The organism is Synechococcus sp. WH 8109 (assembly GCF_000161795.2).
In the GTDB taxonomy this organism is placed as follows: Bacteria; Cyanobacteriota; Cyanobacteriia; order PCC-6307; family Cyanobiaceae; genus Parasynechococcus.
In genome coordinates this window covers 296635-313797 of the sequence record NZ_CP006882.1, presented here as the reverse complement: position 1 = coordinate 313797, position 17163 = coordinate 296635, and the positions used below count along the sequence as shown (strand labels likewise).

Annotated in this window: 11 protein-coding genes and 1 tRNA gene; 8 read left to right on the top strand and 4 right to left on the bottom strand. The window is 61.7% G+C overall.

Going from position 1 to position 17163, the window contains the following annotated elements; genetic code table 11:
- Window positions 1-21: 21 nt before the first annotated feature.
- Window positions 22-2325, bottom strand: a complete 2304-nt coding sequence (psaA, locus tag Syncc8109_RS01525) for a photosystem I core protein PsaA (protein ID WP_006850922.1) — start codon at window positions 2323-2325, stop codon at window positions 22-24.
- A gap of 404 nt (window positions 2326-2729) precedes the next feature.
- On the opposite strand from psaA, the gene Syncc8109_RS01520 reads away from it, so the two are divergent.
- Both Syncc8109_RS01520 and cobJ read left to right on the top strand, forming a co-directional pair.
- Window positions 2730-4058 carry a hypothetical protein gene (locus Syncc8109_RS01520; protein ID WP_006851565.1) on the top strand — a complete coding sequence of 443 codons (1329 nt, stop codon included), beginning with the start codon at window positions 2730-2732 and terminating at the stop codon, window positions 4056-4058.
- Between the two features lie 69 nt (window positions 4059-4127).
- Entirely contained in the window at window positions 4128-5867 is a 1740-nt protein-coding gene (gene cobJ, locus Syncc8109_RS01515) for a precorrin-3B C(17)-methyltransferase (protein WP_006851205.1), read from the top strand.
- 67 nt (window positions 5868-5934) lie between these two features.
- On the opposite strand, the gene Syncc8109_RS01510 is transcribed toward cobJ, so the two are convergent.
- Window positions 5935-6008 (bottom strand) — tRNA-Pro (locus tag Syncc8109_RS01510).
- An 86-nt stretch (window positions 6009-6094) separates the two neighbouring features.
- Between Syncc8109_RS01510 and lipA the strand changes: the two genes are divergently transcribed.
- Entirely contained in the window at window positions 6095-6964 is an 870-nt protein-coding gene (gene lipA / locus Syncc8109_RS01505; protein WP_006850349.1) for a lipoyl synthase, read from the top strand.
- Here the strand turns inward: lipA and Syncc8109_RS01500 are convergent.
- Window positions 6942-7250, bottom strand: coding sequence for a YciI family protein (locus Syncc8109_RS01500; protein WP_006850486.1), 309 nt, complete (start codon window positions 7248-7250; stop codon window positions 6942-6944). The two genes, lipA and Syncc8109_RS01500, sit on opposite strands and share 23 nt — an antisense overlap.
- A 15-nt stretch (window positions 7251-7265) precedes the next feature.
- Complete coding sequence (gltB, locus tag Syncc8109_RS01495) at window positions 7266-11867, bottom strand: glutamate synthase large subunit (protein ID WP_006849707.1); 4602 nt, start codon at window positions 11865-11867, stop codon at window positions 7266-7268.
- A 102-nt stretch (window positions 11868-11969) separates the two neighbouring features.
- Here gltB and Syncc8109_RS01490 point away from each other — a divergent pair, with 102 nt between their 5' ends.
- From Syncc8109_RS01490 to fusA, 5 genes are all read left to right on the top strand, one after another.
- Complete coding sequence (locus tag Syncc8109_RS01490) at window positions 11970-13655, top strand: phosphodiester glycosidase family protein (protein ID WP_006851786.1); 1686 nt, start codon at window positions 11970-11972, stop codon at window positions 13653-13655.
- Between the two features lie 34 nt (window positions 13656-13689).
- Window positions 13690-14016: an iron-sulfur cluster assembly accessory protein gene (locus tag Syncc8109_RS01485; RefSeq protein WP_006851053.1), complete on the top strand. Its 327-nt coding sequence runs from the start codon at window positions 13690-13692 to the stop codon at window positions 14014-14016.
- Between the two features lie 72 nt (window positions 14017-14088).
- Window positions 14089-14463: a 30S ribosomal protein S12 gene (gene rpsL, locus Syncc8109_RS01480; protein WP_006850614.1), complete on the top strand. Its 375-nt coding sequence runs from the start codon at window positions 14089-14091 to the stop codon at window positions 14461-14463.
- Between the two features lie 41 nt (window positions 14464-14504).
- Complete coding sequence (gene rpsG / locus Syncc8109_RS01475; protein WP_006849937.1) at window positions 14505-14975, top strand: 30S ribosomal protein S7; 471 nt, start codon at window positions 14505-14507, stop codon at window positions 14973-14975.
- 89 nt (window positions 14976-15064) lie between these two features.
- Window positions 15065-17140 carry an elongation factor G gene (gene fusA, locus Syncc8109_RS01470; protein WP_006852140.1) on the top strand — a complete coding sequence of 692 codons (2076 nt, stop codon included), beginning with the start codon at window positions 15065-15067 and terminating at the stop codon, window positions 17138-17140.
- Window positions 17141-17163 lie beyond the last annotated feature (23 nt).

Sequence of the window (17163 nt, the reverse complement as noted above, 5' to 3'; positions counted from 1 at the left end):
AGAGGGAGAGGTCAGGTGAGGTCAGCCGACCACAAGAATGTGGGCGTGGAAGAAGGCCCACGTGGTCGCAATTCCGCCCAAGAGGTAATGGGCAACACCCACGGCACGGCCTTGGATGATGGAAAGGGCACGGGGCTGGATGGCGGGAGCCACCTTCAGCTTGTTGTGAGCCCAGACGATGGACTCGATCAGTTCCTGCCAGTAGCCGCGGCCACTGAAGAGGAACATCAGGCTGAAGGCGAACACGAAGTGAGCGCCGAGGAACATGATTCCGTAGGCAGCCGTGTTCGAGCCATAGCTGTTGATCACCTGAACGGCCTGAGCCCACAGGAAGTCACGCAGCCAGCCATTGATGGTGATGGCGCTTTGGGCAAAGTTGCCATTGGTGATATGCGCAACGGAACCGTCGGCATTCACCGTTCCCCAGATGTCGCTCTGCATCTTCCAGGAGAAGTGGAAGATCACGATCGACAGGGAGTTGTACATCCAGAACAGGCCCAGGAACACGTGGTCCCAAGCGGAGACCTGGCAGGTGCCACCACGACCAGGACCATCGCAGGAGAAGCGGAAGCCCAGGTTGGCCTTGTCAGGGATGAGGCGGGAGCTACGGGCGTACAGGACACCCTTCAGCAGGATCAGCACCGTCACGTGAATCGTGAAGGCGTGGATGTGGTGAACCATGAAGTCGGCGGTGCCGAGCGGCATGGGAGCAGCGGCAACCTTGCCGCCGACGGCGACAACGGAACCGTTGAACACTTCACTCACACCCGCGAGGGCGTTGGGAGCTGTGCTGCCGGCAGCTGCGGCGTGCACGTTCTGAATCCACTGAGCAAAGATCGGCTGAATGGAGATCGCCGAATCGCTGAACATGTCCTGGGGGCGACCCAGGGCACGCATGGTGTCGTTATGGACGTACAGGCCGAAGCTGTGGGCTCCGAGCCAGATGCAGACCCAGTTGAGGTGACTGATGATGGCGTCGCGAGCCTTGAGCACCCGATCCAGCACGTTGTCGATGTGCTTTGCGGGGTCGTAATCGCGAACCATGGCGATGGCTGCGTGAGCGCCGGCACCAACGATCAGGAAGCCGCCGATCCAGATGTGATGGGTGAAGAGCCCGATCTGAGTGGGGTAATCGATCGCTTGGTACGGATACGGAGGCATCGCGTACATGTGCTGAGCAACGATGATGCTCACTGAACCGCCGATGGCGAGGTTGACCGCCAGCTGGGCATGCCAGGAATTGGTCATGAAGTCGTAAAGACCGTCGTGACCGTTGGTGGCAGGGAACAGCAGGGGATCGCCCTTCTGGCCTTCATGGATCTCCTTGATGGAGTGACCGATGCCCCAGTTGGTCCGGTACATGTGACCGGCAACAATGAACATCACTGCAATCGCCACATGGTGGTGGGCGATGTCGGTCATCCAGAGGCTTCCAGTCACAGGATTCAATCCACCTTTAAAGGTGAGGAAATCGCTGTAGGCAGCCCAGTTGCCGGAGAAGAAGGCACCGACACCAGCACTGAAGCCTGGATACAGCTGCGCCAGCAGGTCCTGATTGAAGAACTCGTGGGGCAGCGGAATGTCTGCAGCCGAAGCGATGGTCTTGCCATTGAGCACCAGCGGTTGGCCGGCATCGATGGCATCCATCAACTTGGTGACAGGAGCAGACACGTGGATGACGTGACCAGCCCAGGACAGTGAACCGAGACCCAGCAGACCTGCCAGGTGGTGGTTCAGCATCGACTCAACGTTCTGGAACCACTCCAGCTTCGGCGCAGCCTTGTGGTAGTGGAAAACACCGGCGTTGAGCATGAGGCCGGCCATCACCAGGGCACCGATGGCCAGAGCCATGAGTTGGGTTTCGCTGGTGATGCCCCAGGCCCGCCACATCTGGAAGAGGCCTGAGGTGATTTGGATGCCTTGGAAACCGGCACCCATGTCGCCGTTGAGGACTTCTTGGCCGAAGACGGCCCAGACCTGCTGGGCGCTTGGCTTCACATGGGTGGGGTCAGCAAGCCAACCGGAATAGTTGGAGAAGCGGGCGCCATGGAAGAAGGCACCGCTGAGCCAGATGAAGATGACGGCCAGGTGGCCGAAATGGGCGGAGAAGATCCGCCGAGAGACCTCTTGAAGGTCGCTCGTGTGAGCGTCGAAGTCGTGAGCGTTGGCGTGAAGGTTCCAAACCCAGGTGGTGGTTTTGGGACCTTTCGCGAGAGCTCGGTCGAAGTGTCCGGGCTTACCGAACAGCTCGAAGGTTGCTGGATTGTCAACCTTCTCGACCTGGCTTTTCGCGTCACTCCCACGCTCAGGTGGGCTGATGGTCATCGAGTCGTTCCTCGAGGGACGGGTTTCGAGGTGGTGGGCCACCCCTCCGACGGGCCGAAGCCAATCGGGGCCCCGAACACGGATTCGCAAGGAATCAGCGTTAGGGCGCCAGTACGGCAAAGGGGTCGAAACCCCTTGCCTGCACTGAAGCTGGGGCCCCAAAGAGGGGACCGCTGGCGGAAGCATAGGGGCGGAGATGGGGGTTAAAGGGCCCTGAGTTACAAAGGTTCAATCCCTTGGCGAGCCAGTCAGCGACAGGCGTCTGCAGAAGGCTGAGAATCAGCGAAACAACAAAGATCTCAAGCAGTAAGCAATACAATTTCACGCATATTTCCTTCCTAAATAACTAAAACTCTGACAGTGAAGGGCGGATTGTTCAGAATGATCGGATCTGTTCATGCCCGATGCGTCGCCCTGGCCTGAAGTCGATATGTGCTGTTCTGCTGGTTGCAGTGCTGCTTCTTGGTGCCGGCTTACCTGTTCATGCGCGCCCTGGATTCTTTAATCGCGATTCAGGATCCGCTGCCAAACCGCTGCCGAGTTCAGCCCCCAGCGGGAAGCTCCAGGAAGTGGCTCCTCCAGGGGCAGTGCAACAGCTGCGTCAGAACCTGCAACAGCACCGTCCCTCCCTGCGGCTGATCGATCCAAGCAACGACAGCATCGTTACCTCTGACGCCCTTGAGCTGCGTTTCGAAATCGACGACTGGCCCCTCAGCAGCGACCCCGAATTGGGCCTGGGCCCCCATGTGGTGCTCCAAATCGACAACCGCGCTCCCCTACGGCTGAGCGAAAGCGATGGAAGCCGCTTGAAGGTTCGCATCGATGACCTGGAAGCGGGCAGTCACCGCTTCAGCGCCTGGGCCGCTTACCCCTGGGGAGAAGCTGTTCAAATACCGGGAGCCTCAATCCAGGGACGCCTGCACCTCTGGCAAAAACTGCAGGGCACACAACCCGAACTCGATGCTCCCTGGCTGGTCCCTGTCTCACCAGCTGGAGAGCAGGGCCTGCAACCCCTTTTGGTGGATTGGCTGATCTGGAATGCTCCGCTGCAAAACCTGCGGGAGGGCGATGGACGTTGGCGGCTCCGCATCAGCATTGACGGAGACAGCTTTTTGGTTGATCACCAGGAAGCCCTTTGGCTCAAAGGATCGAACGGCGCAAGCAGCCACGACATTCAGATGGAACTGCTGAATGGGCTGGGTGAGCCGATCACACCGGTCTTCAACAATCAGCTGATCCATCTGAATGCTGCATCCGGTGCCAAGCCGGGCTGGATGCGCCCACGTCTCACCGAAAGCCAGCTCGCGCGCCTGAGCGGCTCCCCTGAGCCTGACGTTCTGGAGGTGGTCGAATCCTCGCCAGAGCCTCCTCAAAAGGCTGAGGAGAAACAACAAGAGAAGACAGAACAGCCCCGAGACCTTCCTCAGGCTGAGATCAAAGCCGAGGCCGTCGTCGAGGACGAGGTTCAAACCAAGCCCGAGGCCGCACCCCAACCCAAGGCACCCGAGGAAAGCGATGGGCAGGAGCCTGAGCCGCACCTTGCTGAACAGCTACCTGCTGAACAGCCATCCAAAACAGAAACGGCTCGGCCCACTCCTCCCACTCCCGCCCCGGAGAAGCCGGCGGAGCCTCAGCAGCCAGCCGAAGAGGAAACCAAGCTGATGCCGAGCAGCAGCCTGGGAGGATCTGCCCGTGAGTTGCTCAACAGTGATGGGCGCTTGCGCAAGCCCTGACCCGGATTCCCTGCCCTGAACCCCACATCTGCCGCTCCCGCTCTAGGCCTAGGACTGAGCCCCAGCGCCATGCCGCTGTTGGAGCGTTTGCTGCTGCGCGGCCACATCGAGCGGATCAAGCCAGACGATCAAAACATCAGCACCGCCCTTGATGAGCACTGGACGGCAGAGAACGTCGTGTTGTTCGTGGGCGCCGTGGGAGCGGTGACGCGCCTGATTGCAGCTCGGATTCAAGGCAAGGAGAAGGATCCAGCCGTTCTGGTGCTGGACCCCAAAGGGGAGTTCATCATCCCTCTGCTAGGAGGCCATTCCGCAGGCGCCGAACAACGTGCCCGAGAGATCGCGATGGATCTCGGCGGGCAGGCGGTGATCACGGGTGCCTGCGCCCATGAAGGACGTCTCCCCCTGGATGCCTTTGGTGAGAGCTGGGGCTGGAAACGCAGGGGATCGGTGGCCCATTGGCGCGATCTGATGGTGCGGCAATCCCAGGGATCCAGCATCAGCGTCCACCAGAGCAGTGGATCCAACGCCTGGCGAGGTCCTGAAGGCCATCGATTGCTGCACAACATCGATCCCAAGGGGGTGCCAGACGCCGCTGATCTTGTGATCGGAGCGCGCCGTCAGGGTTATTGCCAGTGGCATCCAGCAACGCTCTGGATCGGCATCGGCTGTGAACGCAACACCAGTGTTTCCCTGGTGGAGAAGGCCATTGCCGATGCCTTGGCAACAGCAGGACTGGCGGAAGAGGCTGTCGCCGGGATGGCCAGCGCAGCCCGGAAATCCGATGAACCGGCCCTGCAGCATCTGAGCCAGACCCGGGCATGGCCGTTCCGAACCTTTACGGAGCACGCTCTTGCATCCATCGACGTGCCAAATCCCTCCGAAGTGGTGCGCAAGGAAATGGGGACCGCGTCGGTGGCTGAGGCAGCAGCCTTGCTGGCTGCGGGCGAACAAGGTCTTCTGATCCAGCCCAAGCGAATCAACCGTCCGGAAACAGGGGAGCAGGGCGCCGTGACGGTGGCCATTGCCGAGGCGGCCCTCCCCTATGCGCCAGAGAGGGGGGAGCTGCACCTGGTGGGCAGTGGTCCAGGAGATCTGTCCTTGCTCAGCGGAGACGCCAAAGCGGCCCTCTCCCGTTGCTGCGCCTGGGTTGGCTACAGCCTCTACCTCGATCTTCTGGAGCCCCTGCGCCGGCCGGATCAGGTCCGATTCGATGGCCAGCTCACCCGGGAATGGGACCGCTGTGACGAAGCACTGCGCTTGGCCCAACAAGGGGCCAAAGTTGCTCTGATCTCCTCCGGCGACAGCGGGATCTACGGCATGGCGGGATTGGCCCTGGAGCTGCTGCTCCAGCAACCCGAGCGGGACCGGCCCAGGTTCGCGGTGCATCCCGGCATTTCAGCCTTCCAGTTGGCCGCCGCCCGGGCCGGAGCGCCACTGATGCATGACTTCTGCTGCGTGAGCCTCAGCGATCGCCTCACGCCGTGGGCCGTGATCGAAAAGCGGCTGGAGGCCGCTGCCGCTGGAGATTTTGTGCTCGCTCTCTACAACCCGCGGTCCAAGGGCCGGGACTGGCAGCTGGGACACGCCAAGGAGATCCTGTTGAAACACCGCCCCCCCACAACCCCAGTGACGCTGGCGCGGCAGCTGGGCCGCGCAGAGGAATCCCGTGAGCTCACGAGTCTTGAGCGCTTGGAGCCGGAATCCGTGGACATGCTCACGCTTGTTCTGATCGGGAACAGCAGCAGCCGTGTCGATGGTGACTGGATGGTGACGCCGCGGGGGTACCCCGGGGCAAGTCTTCAATGAAGACTGAGTTTTTTCGGGCTTAGCTCAGGTCTCCATCAAGACCTGGCAGTGCCATGCAAACCAAGAATCGGGATGACAGGATTCGAACCTGCGGCCCCTTCGTCCCGAACGAAGTGCGCTACCAAACTGCGCCACATCCCGGCGAGACAATCCTAAAAGATCACAGTGGAGCGAAATCCAGGCGGATCTCAGCAGCGACTAGGGTCATGGATTGAAGATGCTTCGCCGTGCTCAAGCCGGAGTGGTTGCGCGTTAAGGCTCCGCAGCGCGAGCGAATCGGCGCCGTGTCCGACCTGCTGCTGGACTTAAACCTGAACACGGTCTGCCAGGAGGCGAGCTGCCCCAACATCGGCGAATGCTTTGCAGGCGGTACCGCCACGTTTTTGATCATGGGGCCCGGCTGCACCCGCGCCTGCCCCTACTGCGACATCGACTTCGACAAGAGCGTGCGTGAGCTCGATCCCACCGAGCCGCAACGGCTTGGGGAAGCGGTGGCCCGTCTTGGCCTGAAGCACGTGGTGATCACCTCGGTGAACCGCGACGATCTCGGCGATGGAGGTGCGTCCCAGTTCGTTGCCTGCATCGAACAGGTGAAGCAACGCTCACCGCTCACCACGATCGAGCTGCTGATCCCTGACTTCTGCGGCAACTGGGATGCCCTGGCAACGGTGATGGCCGCCGCCCCCCACGTGCTGAACCACAACATTGAAACGGTGCCGCGGATGTACCGCCTGGCGCGGCCCCAGGGCATCTATGAACGCTCCCTCGAGCTGCTGCAACGGGTGAGGGAGCAATGGCCCAAGGCTTACAGCAAGTCGGGACTGATGGTGGGGCTCGGGGAAACCGATGAGGAGGTGATCGAGACGCTCCGGGATCTGCGCAAACACAAGGTCGACATCGTCACCATCGGTCAATACCTCTCACCTGGCCCAAAGCACCTGGCCGTCGACCGCTTTGTCACTCCGGCTCAATTCGAGACTTATAAAACAGTGGGCGAAGAGGAGCTGGGCTTCCTCCAGGTGGTCAGCACACCACTCACCCGCAGCAGCTACCACGCCGGCGAGGTGCAACGGCTCATGGCCAGCCATCCCCGCTGACGGGAATCCATTCCTGCACCTGCCAGTCCACCAGGCCGGCGATGATCATCGGGTCGTTCTGGACCCACGCCAGGGCATCGGCGTAGGACGACGCCTCAAACATCAGCAGCCCACCGCCTCCGGGCTGCCGATCACCGTCCACCAAATACCCGCTGCGTAGACGACGGCCTGCTGCAGCTTCATCTGAAACCCAACAACGGTGAGCCTCCAAGGTGGGTCGCCGCTGCTCAACAGAGAGGGCGGCGGCTACAGCCGTGAAGGTTTCAGTCTTGACGAACCAAGCCACGGGCGGGTGACGGCGCTAGGCCGCCACAGCTTGCTTGTCGGCCAATCCCATCGCCTCCCGCTCACTGGGGGGGACCAACACCTTGAAGCGACCCTTCGCCACAGACCAATCGGCCAGGAGAGCAGAAGCCTTCTCGCTTCCCGTGAGCGCCACATGCCGTTCAAGCAGAGCCTTCAGCATCGACTCCTGCTCATGGGTGGTGATGGTGCAGACCTCAACAATCTCCGGGTTCACCCGAGGAGCGACACGCCCCTCCTCATCCAGCAGGAAGGTCACACCACCAGTCATACCAGCGCCGACATTGCGGCCGGTGCTGCCGAGAACGACGACTACACCACCGGTCATGTACTCACAGCAGTGGTCACCAGCTCCCTCCACAACCGTGCGGGCACCGCTGTTGCGAACACCGAAGCGCTCGCCAGCCCGACCGTGGGCAAACAACTCACCGCCGGTAGCCCCATAGAGGCAGGTGTTGCCGAGGATCACCTGGTCACCTGGAGAGGCACAACCATCTGATGGCACCAGGGTGATGCAACCACTGTTCATTCCCTTGCCCACGTAGTCGTTGGCCTCGCCTTCCAGACGAACCTGCATGCCCTGCACCAGGAAGGCCCCGAAGCTCTGGCCTGCCGCACCCCGGAAGGTGAGATCGAGCTGTCCCTTGAAACCGCGGTTGCCATGGCGCTGGGCGATTTCACCGGCCAGACGGGCACAGACACTGCGATCGGTGTTGATGATCTCGATGCTGCGGCTGATTAAAGCGTGGTTGTCCAGGGCAGCCATTAACTCAGCGTCAGCCAGGAGCTGATCCTCAAGGATCGGTCCGTTGCCGTGGGCCTGGTCGCTGTGGAGCAGCCAGGAGCGATCTTCGGCGCCGCTGATCGGAGCCAGCAGGCTGGAGAGATCCACACCCTTGGTCTTGGCCAGATCAACCGTGCGGGCCTGGAGCAGATCGGTGCGACCGATCAGCTCCTCAAGTCGGGTAACGCCGAGCAGGCTCATCAGCTGACGCACTTCCTCAGCGACGTACCAGAAGAAATTGACGACGTGCTCAGGAATGCCGGTGAAACGCTTGCGCAGGTTCTCCTTCTGCGTAGCCACGCCCACAGGGCAGTTGTTGGTGTGACAGACGCGAGCCATGACGCAGCCCTCGGCGATCATCGCGATCGAGCCGAAGCCGTATTCCTCCGCCCCCAACAGGGCAGCGATCACCACATCCCAGCCTGTTTTCAGGCCTCCATCGGCGCGCAGCAGAACCCGATCGCGCAGACCGTTCTCCACCAGGGAACGATGCACCTCGGTGAGGCCCAATTCCCAGGGGCTGCCGGCGTGCTTGATCGAACTTAGGGGAGATGCACCCGTGCCACCGTCGTGACCGGAGATCTGGATCACATCGGCGTTGGCCTTGGCCACACCCGCAGCGATGGTGCCAATCCCGATCTCGGCCACCAGCTTCACGCTCACGGGAGCAGCGGGATGCACCTGATGCAGGTCATGGATCAACTGCGCCAAGTCTTCAATTGAATAAATGTCGTGGTGTGGCGGCGGTGAAATCAAGGCCACACCTGGCTTGCTGTTGCGCAACCAGGCGATGTACTTGTCGACCTTGGGCCCTGGCAGCTGACCGCCTTCTCCGGGCTTGGCGCCCTGGGCCACCTTGATCTCGAGCTGCTTACCACTGCGCAGGTATTCCGCTGTCACACCGAAACGTCCTGAAGCCACCTGCTTGATTGCCGAGCAGGCGGTATCCCCATTGCACAAACCACCAATGCTGGGGAATGAGGCGGAACGGCCCTCGCCATCCACATCCTCGAGGATCTGGAAGCGGGCAGGGTCTTCACCGCCTTCACCGCTGTTGCTCTTGCCGCCGATGCGATTCATCGCCACGGCCAACACTTCATGGGCTTCGCGAGACAATGCGCCCAGACTCATCCCGCCCGTGCAGAAGCGGGTACAGATGCTTTCGACGCTCTCCACCTGATCCAGGGGGACTGGGGTGGGAGCTAACTTGAACTCAAGCAAGTCCCGCAGGGCCATCACCGGTCGGTTCTCCAACAAGGCCTGGTAGGTGGAGAAATGGTCGTAACCAGGGCCCTGAGCCACCGCCTTGTGCAGCGCCTTCGAGAGCTCGGGATTGTTGCGGTGGTACTCAGCACCACTGCGGTACTGAACAAAGCCCATGAATTCGAGCTTGCTGCGGTTGAGCTCAGGGAAAGCTTTGGCATGCATCGAGAGCGTTTCGTTCGCCAGCTCGGCCAGCGTCATGCCGGCAACACGGCTGGTCGTTCCAGTGAAGGCGGTCTCCACCACATCCGCTCCCAGGCCGATCGCTTCAAAGATCTGAGCGCCGTGATAGCTGGCCAGCAATGAAATTCCGATCTTGGAGAGGATCTTGCGCAGGCCGTTCTCCAGCGACTCACGAACGTTGGCCTGGGCTTGATTGGCATCCAGGGCTGGCAACTTGCCCTGTTCGATCCGCTTCTTGGTCTTGGGGTGATCCAGCCAGTGGCGGGTGGTCTCCCAGGTGAGCCAGGGGCAGACGGCACTGGCGCCGTAGCCAATCAGGCAGGCCAAGTGATGGGTACTCCAGCACTGAGCCGTGTCCACCACCAGAGAGCACTGCAGCCGAAGCTTCTGGCGCAGCAGATGGTGATGAACAGCACCCACGGCCAGCAAGGCCGGCATCGCCACCGTTGTGGGGGTCAGCGGGGCAGCCGCCCCTGTGCCATCGACCCGGTCGGACAGCACCAGAACTTGGGCTCCGTCACGCACCGCCTGTTCCGCAACGCTGCACAGCGACGCGATGGCCAGTTGCAGGCCTCCCGCACACGACTCCACAGCCACCTGGGTGGACACCGTCTTGACGGGCAAGCCCTGCTCACTGATGGCCGCCAGTTCCGCCTCGTTCAAAACGGGCGTCTCCAGATGAATGACGGAGGCAGCTTCTGGATGGGGCTTCAGGGCGGGCCGGCGCTCACCCAGGTGCATCTCCAGACTCATCACCAATTTTTCCCGCAGGGGGTCGATCGGAGGGTTGGTGACCTGGGCGAAGCGCTGCTTGAAATAGTCGTAAAGCAGGTGGGGCTTGTCGGAAAGCACCGCCAGGGGGATGTCATCGCCCATGCAGTAGGTCGGCTCCTTGCCGAGGGCAGCCATGTCCTCGATGATCAGATCGAAGTCTTCGGCGGTGAACCCCATCGCGGTCTGCAACCGCAGAAGATCGAGTTCACCCACCTGCCGGTCCTGGGTCCAGGGCTGGGGGGCCACGCCGCGGCGATGCTTCTGCAGCCAATCGGCATAGGGGAAGCGCTGCGCCGCGTCTTCCTTCACCGACCAGTTGTCGAGCAACTCGCCGCGTTCAAGATCGACGGCCACCATCTGACCAGGGCCAAGACGACCTTTTTGAACAATCGTCTTGCCGCTGAGATCCACCACGCCGGTCTCCGATCCCATGATCACGAAGCCGTCAGCGGTGGTGCACCAACGCGCCGGACGCAGCCCGTTGCGATCGAGCGTTGCACCCACTCGCTTGCCGTCGGCGAACACCAACAGGGCCGGGCCGTCCCAGGGTTCCTGGATGCCCGCGTTGAATTCGTACATCGCCGTCACATCAGGACGGCTGTCGAGATCGGGCTGATTGCGAAACGCTTCGGGCACCAGTGTGATCAGGCTGTCGGTGATCGACCGCCCACTCCGCACCATCAATTCCAAAGTGGCATCCAGGTTGGCGGAATCACTGAAGGCAGGGTTTACCACCGGAATCAGGTCATCAGCCGCCTCACCCCAGACGTTCTCGAGGCTGGCTTCTGAAGCCTTGGCCCAGTTGAGGTTGCCCAGCAGCGTGTTGATTTCGCCGTTGTGACCGAGAAGCCTCATCGGCTGCGCCAGGGGCCAGCGCGGCAGGGTGTTGGTGCTGAAACGGCGGTGATACACCGCAAAGCTCACCTCAAATCGAGGGTCCTGCAGGTCGGCGTAGAACTGCGCCAGCACCTCGGATCGCACCATTCCCTTGTAGACAACCGTCCGGCTGCTCAGGGAGGCGACATAAACGTCCTGGGCGACCTCAACACCCAGAGCAGCCCGTACACGGGCACCGATGCGGCGCCGCAACCGCAGCAGCTGTCCATCAAACGTTGCGTCGTCGGCATCACCATTCAGCACCCACTGCTCGATCACGGGGGCTGTGGCACGAGCCAAAGGCCCGAGAACCGCAGGGTCGACGGGCACCGTTCGCCACCCCAGAGGCTGCATGCCAAGGGCTTTGGCCTCTTCATCACACAGGCTCCGCACCTCCGCACGACGGCTGGCATCGGTCGGCATGAACATCATGCCGAGGCCCCGTGCTGCAGCCGCCTCGGGCCAGACGGCTTTCAGATACGACCAGGGGATCTCACACAACACCCCCGCGCCGTCTCCGGAGTCGCCATCTCCCCCGCAACCGCCACGGTGCTCCATGCATCCCAAGCCACGCAGGGCCTGCTCCAGCACCCAGTGGCTGGCCTCCCCCTGGAGGTGGGCCAGGAAACCAACGCCACACGCATCCTTCTCGCCCGCAACAACCTCGGGTGCAGGGCTGTCGCAGTAAGGCCAGACAGCGGAACGGATGGCGTCAGACATAGGGAACTCAACCGGACGATCGCATGGGCCTGCAGCTTCGAGCTCTGCAGAATCCATCTCGAGGGACGATCCTAGGCAGGCGCCTCTCCGCCAAGGCATTTCATGCTGGCCTTTGCCCCACTTCCCGCGCCACCGCCTGAGCTTCGCCCTGTGCCGAACCAGAGCGGTGAGGAGGTGCTAATCGGGAGAGAGCGCAGCAAAGCGGTTTGGCTCTGGAGGGGCAGCGACGCAGAACCGGAAGAACTTTGGCTGCCCTTGGAGGTTCTGGAATCCCGTCTGGGTTTCCGGCGGGTATCCCGTCTTGATGGCGAAGCACTGGAATGGTTTGGCCGAACGGTCTTATTGACCGCATTAGCGACCCGTTCACTCGGTGATGAAGTCGGCCTCGAAGTGAGCGACTGGCTAGCCGCAACTGGCGTCAGCGCCCTAGCGAGGGGAAACACCTTGGAGCTTCGGCTGCCCTTACCAACGGTGAAAAACCTGCGCCGCGGCAAGGGTTCAACAGCCGATCGGTTGGTGTTGGACCTGAACGGCCCCGCTCTGGTGCAGCGCTTGAACGGCGACATGTTGCTGGAGCTCAAGTTGTCGCGGACCCAGCAAGGTCAACTCAAGGCATGGGGGCTCTCGCCTCAGCAGCATCGCCACGGCGGTCTTGTGCTGAAGGGACAAGCCACCAAGCTGAGGAGCCTGAGCCTGGTGTCCCCTTGGCGAGTGGTGCTGGATGGTGTGCAGAGCGGTGGTCGCCGCCCAGTCCAGAGCGCACGTCTTCCCCTCCGCAATCCTGCTGTGGCCGAATGGCTGAGGCGGGGCTTCGTCTTGGAGCAACGCACCATCAAGGTGGGTGTGAAACCCATTCATGTGTTCCGTGCCGGAGGGCAGTTGAGCCGTCTCGGCATCACCCTTCAGCCCCTGGTCAAAGCCGAGCAGCAACAGGGTCTGCGTTTTCTGCCTCAGCTCTCCCAACCCGCAGGGGCACTGGTCGCAGTGAACGGAGGCTTTTTCAACCGGATCAACCAACTCCCCTTGGGGGCTGTGCGGCATCAGGGGGTCTGGCTGTCCGGTCCGATCCTGAACCGCGGCGTGATCGCTTGGGGATCTTCAGGGGATCTGCAGTTCGGCCGGCTGCGTCTGAATCAGACGCTGCAAGTGAACAACGGTCGCCGTTGGAGCCTCATGGCACTCAACAGCGGCTACGTCCAGAAGGGGCTGAGCCTCTACACACCTGCATGGGGGCCCCGCTACCGGGCCCTCAGCGGCGAGGAGGAAGCACTGTTGATTCGCGGCGGCCGCGTCGAAGCAACGGTCGACAAAAGCAGCCTGCAACGCGGCATCGCCATCCCCAAAGACGCTGAATTGGTGGTGGCCCGGGGACGCACGCCGCTGCCAGCACGGCCTGGTGATCGGATCCAGGTGACATCCAGATCACTCTCCTCCCTCGCGCAACAACCCAATGTTCTGGGCGGCGGTCCACTGCTGATGCAGAACGGCCACGTGGTGCTGAACGGACGCCAGGAGGGATTCAGCCCTGGCTTCATGAGCTTGGCGGCACCAAGAACGGTGGTAGCTCAGGGGCCGAGCGGTCAGTGGCTGATGACCTTGCGTGGCGCCGCCGGCAGTGATCCCACCCTTGTGGAAACAGCCCTGGCAGCCCAGCAACTGGGGCTGCGCGATGCCTTGAACATGGATGGCGGCAGCTCCACCACCCTCGTGGTGGCCGGACGCACCGTGATGAATGGCCGAAGCAGTACCCCGAGAGTCCACAACGGCCTGGGGCTCATCCCCCTCTGAGACCTGCAACAGTGGGGGCCCCGAGGAACTGAGCATGGCTGCCAATCTGCGGCTGACCGCTGCCGCTGCTGCCGAGCTAGGGCGACAGGCGGCCGTCGCGGGAACTCCGGGGCAGATGCATCTCGATCTCACGCCCGGGGAGTGCGCACAACATGTGCTGCGCATCCGGGCAGGACATCTGGCCGGCGTTGCGATCGCAAGGGCCGATGGGGTGACCGTGCACGCCCCTGCAGAACAGCTCAAATTGCTTGAAGGCCTTTGCCTGGACTACCGCGGCGACCTCAGTGGTGGTGGTTTTCTGATCCGCAACAGCGATGGGGTTGAACCCTGTGCCTGCGGCAGTGCCTTCAGCCGCCTTTGAGGGGGGACCGTCACCCGGTATCGTGGTCGATTGTCGAATCAGGTCGGGAGTCCGACCGCTCACCGACCATCGATGCCAACCATCCAACAGCTGATCCGCACTGAGCGCTCACGCCTCAAGGCCAAGACCAAGTCCCCGGCTTTGAAGTCCTGCCCTGAGCGTCGCGGTGTTTGCACCCGCGTTTACACCTCAACTCCCAAAAAGCCCAATTCGGCGCTGCGCAAGGTGGCTCGTGTGCGCCTGACCTCGGGCTTTGAGGTCACGGCCTACATCGGCGGCGTCGGTCACAACCTGCAGGAGCACTCGGTGGTGTTGATCCGTGGCGGTCGTGTCAAAGATCTCCCTGGCGTCCGCTACCACATCATCCGCGGAACCCTGGATACCGCTGGCGTGAAAGACCGGCGTCAGTCCCGCTCCAAGTACGGCGCCAAGGCTCCGAAGGAGTGATCACCGGTTTCTCCCCTATCCCCATCAAGTTCTGATCCCTAATGTCACGCCGCAACGCCGCTGAGAAGCGCCCGATTCTTCCCGACCCGCAGTTCAACAGCCGCCTCGCCACGATGATGGTGGTGCGCCTGATGCAGCACGGCAAGAAATCGACAGCGCAACGGATCCTGTCCGACGCGTTCGGCCTGATCAACGAGCGCACCGGTGGAGATCCGCTCGAACTGTTCGAAACAGCTGTCAAGAACGCCACCCCCCTGGTCGAAGTGCGTGCCCGCCGAGTTGGCGGTGCCACTTACCAGGTGCCCATGGAAGTGCGCCAGGAGCGCGGCACCGCCATGGCCCTGCGCTGGCTCGTGAGCTTCTCCCGCGCCCGCAACGGCCGGAGCATGGCACAGAAGTTGGCTGGCGAACTGATGGATGCCGCCAACGAGGCTGGCAACGCTGTTCGCAAGCGCGAAGAAACCCACAAGATGGCCGAAGCCAACAAGGCTTTCGCCCACTACCGCTACTGAGCCTCGCAGGCCAGCCATCAACACAGATGTTCATGGCTGGCCTGTAGAGTCTCTCCGCCTTTTCACGCCCCACCCCCGGAGAATTTCCTGTGGCCCGCGACTTCCCCCTGGAACGCGTCAGAAATATTGGTATCGCTGCTCACATCGATGCCGGCAAAACCACCACGACAGAACGGATCCTGTTCTATTCCGGTGTGGTTCACAAAATCGGCGAGGTGCATGACGGCGCCGCCGTGACCGACTGGATGGCCCAGGAACGGGAACGTGGCATCACCATCACCGCAGCTGCCATTTCGACGGCCTGGCAGGACCATCGGATCAACATCATCGATACGCCTGGCCACGTGGACTTCACCATTGAGGTGGAGCGCTCCATGCGTGTGCTGGATGGTGTGATCGCCGTCTTCTGCGCCGTTGGAGGCGTTCAGCCCCAATCGGAAACCGTCTGGCGTCAGGCCGATCGCTATTCCGTTCCTCGGATGGTGTTCGTGAACAAGATGGACCGCACCGGTGCGGACTTCCTCAAGGTTCACGGCCAAATCAAGGATCGCCTAAAAGCCAATGCTGTACCGATCCAGCTTCCAATCGGGGCTGAAGGCGAGCTGAGCGGCATCATCGACCTCGTTGCCAACAAGGCATACATCTATAAGAACGATCTCGGCACCGACATTGAAGAAGCCGAGGTGCCGGCGGACATGGCCGACGAGGTCGCGGAATGGCGGAACACCTTGATGGAAACCATCGCCGAAACCGATGAGGCGCTGATCGAGCAGTTCCTCGAAACCGGCGAACTCAGCGTCGACGAGCTCAAGAAAGGCATCCGTGAGGGCGTGCTCAAGCACGGCCTGGTGCCAATGCTTTGTGGCTCCGCCTTTAAGAACAAAGGTGTGCAGCTGGTGCTCGACGCCGTGATCGACTACTTGCCTGCTCCCGTCGACGTTCCCCCCATCCAGGGTGTGCTTCCCGACGGCAGCGAAGCGGTGCGTCCGTCCGACGACAGCGCCCCCTTCAGTGCCCTCGCCTTCAAGGTGATGGCCGATCCCTACGGCAAGCTCACCTTCGTGCGGATGTACTCCGGCATCCTCGAGAAGGGCAGCTACGTGCTCAACTCCACCAAAGGTGAGAAGGAGCGCATCTCCCGCCTGGTGGTGCTCAAGGCTGACGACCGAGAGGAAGTTGATGCGCTGCGTGCCGGCGACCTCGGCGCAGTGCTCGGACTAAAGAACACCACCACGGGTGACACCCTCTGCACCCAGGACGATCCGATCGTTCTCGAGACTCTGTTCATCCCCGAACCGGTGATCTCCGTGGCTGTTGAGCCGAAGACCAAGGGCGACATGGAGAAACTCTCCAAGGCCCTGGTTGCTCTGGCTGAAGAGGATCCCACCTTCCGCGTCAACACCGACTCTGAAACCGGCCAGACCGTGATCGCCGGCATGGGCGAACTCCACCTGGAAATCCTGGTGGACCGCATGCTGCGTGAGTTCAAGGTGGAAGCCAACATTGGCGCACCTCAGGTGTCCTACCGCGAAACCATCCGTGGTTCTGCAGGTGGCGAAGGCAAGTTCTCCCGTCAGACCGGTGGTAAGGGCCAATACGGCCACGTTGTGATCGAGATGGAACCGGGTGAGCCCGGCTCCGGCTTCGAATTCGTCAACAAGATCGTGGGCGGTGTCGTTCCGAAGGAATACATCAAGCCCGCCGAGCAGGGCATGAAGGAGACCTGCGAATCTGGTGTGATCGCCGGATACCCCCTCATCGATGTGAAATGCACCTTGGTGCATGGCTCATATCACGACGTCGACTCTTCGGAGATGGCGTTCAAGATCGCCGGATCCATGGCCTTCAAGGACGGCGTCAAGAAGTGCAATCCTGTGCTGCTTGAGCCGATGATGAAGGTCGAGGTCGAAGCTCCCGAGGATTTCCTTGGTTCGATCATCGGCGACCTGTCCTCCCGTCGAGGTCAGGTTGAGGGCCAGTCCGTCGAAGACGGCACGTCCAAAATCTCGGCCAAGGTGCCCCTTGCCGAGATGTTCGGTTACGCCACCGAGCTCCGCTCCATGACCCAGGGCCGGGGCATTTTCTCAATGGAATTCGACAATTACGCCGAAGTTCCTCGCAATGTGGCCGAGGCCATCATTTCCAAGAATCAGGGCAATTCCTGATCTCTAAACTCCTCCAAATCCAA